General features: G+C 63.2%; 1 pseudogene. It reads left to right on the top strand.

Annotation, left to right across the window (positions count from 1 at the left end):
• Window positions 1-65 precede the first annotated feature (65 nt).
• A pseudogene (locus tag MFF01_RS21645) lies at window positions 66-988 on the top strand (IS3 family transposase); the annotation flags it as partial.
• Between the last annotated feature and the right edge of the window lie 12 nt (window positions 989-1,000).

Below are 1,000 nucleotides of genomic sequence, written 5' to 3'. Positions count from 1 at the left end.
TGGCCTGCCTCCTGAAAAGTGGTCCTCCCTGAGGTATGGCTTCGAGCCATGTGGAGGATGTTTTCATGGGACGGAAGAAGCATACGGCTGAAGAGATTGTCGCCAAGCTGCGGCAGGTCGATGTCTTGGTCTCGCAGGGCCGTAAAGTTGCTGAAGCAATCCGGTCCATTGAGGTGACCGAGGTCACGTACTACCGCTGGCGTTCCGAGTACGGCGGTCTGAAGGGCGATCAGGTCAAGCGGTTGAAGTCTCTGGAGACCGAGAACCAGCGCCTTCGTCGAGCAATCTCCGACCTGACCCTGGAGAAGCTCATCCTGAAGGAGGCGGCCTCGGGAAACTTCTGAGCCCGGCTCGCCGCCGGGCCTGTGTCGACTTCGTCGTTGCCGAGCACGGTGTGTCCGAACGCTTCGCCTGCCGTGTCCTGGGCCAGCATCGTTCAACCCAGCGCAAGGTCGCGGTCCTAGCCGAGGACGAAGCCGCTTTGACGGGCGCCATCGTCGCCCTGGCGCTGCAGTACGGGCGCTACGGCTACCGTCGGATCACGGCGATGCTCCGGCGCGATGGCTGGACGGTGAATGTGAAGCGCGTCGAACGGATCTGGCGCCGCGAGGGCCTCAAGGTTCCTGCTCGCCAGCCGAAGCGGTCGCGCCTTTGGCTCAACGATGGTTCGTGCGTGCGGCTGCGGCCGGAGCGGCCCGATCACGTCTGGTCCTACGACTTCGTCGAGCACCGCACGCACAACGGGCGCAAGTATCGGATGCTGAACGTCATCGATGAGTTCACGCGTGAGTGCTTAGCGATTCGCGTATCTCGTAAGCTGAAGGCCCTCGACGTGATCGACGTGCTGACGGACCTGTTCGGCCTACGCGGGGTGCCAGGGCATATCCGCTCGGACAACGGGCCGGAGTTCATCGCCAAGGCCGTTCAGGATTGGATCGCGGCGGTGGGATCAGCGACCGCCTACATCGAGCCGGGCAGTCCGTGGGAGATGGCGTAATCG

The organism is Methylobacterium adhaesivum (assembly GCF_022179065.1).
Taxonomy (GTDB): domain Bacteria; phylum Pseudomonadota; class Alphaproteobacteria; order Rhizobiales; family Beijerinckiaceae; genus Methylobacterium; species Methylobacterium adhaesivum.
This window is presented reverse-complemented; position numbering and strand designations above follow the sequence as displayed.